General features: G+C 73.2%; 1 protein-coding gene. It reads right to left on the bottom strand.

What is annotated here, in order from left to right:
- Window positions 1–343: SMP-30/gluconolactonase/LRE family protein (locus GVL52_RS32645; RefSeq protein ID WP_244619359.1), on the bottom strand; the 343-nt coding region annotated here is incomplete at its 3' end.
- Window positions 344–395: the final 52 nt, after the last annotated feature.

The raw sequence follows: 395 nt of genomic DNA, 5'->3' as shown, positions 1-395 counted from the left end.
GCACCCCCTCCGTGCCCAGCGTGAAGGCCTCGACGTGGTGCCGGGTTCCCGGAACGCCGCCAGGGGCCTCGCCGAGCGCCCTCGACGTGTCGGTCACATAGACGGTGCGGCCATCGGGCGACAGCGCCACGCCGTTCGGCTGCTCGAAATCGGCCATGCGCGCCAGCGCGCCGCTGGCGGGATCGAAGCGGTAGAGGCTGCGGTGCGCCAGCTCGGGCGCGGCCAGCGCGCCCTGGGCGGGCATCACGATGCCGAAGACCGGGTCGGTGAACCACACCGATCCGTCGGGTGCGATGGCCACGTCGTTCGGGGCGTTGAGCCGCCGGCCCTCGTAGTGCGTCACGATCGGCTCCGGCCCGCCACGCAGATCGGGTGCGGAACGGCTGATGCAGCGG

It is taken from the genome of Rhizobium sp. 18055 (assembly GCF_902706285.1).
Classification (GTDB): Bacteria; Pseudomonadota; Alphaproteobacteria; order Rhizobiales; family Rhizobiaceae; genus Rhizobium.
The sequence above is the reverse complement of the archived record's forward strand: the minus strand, read 5'-3'. Positions and strand labels throughout refer to the sequence as shown.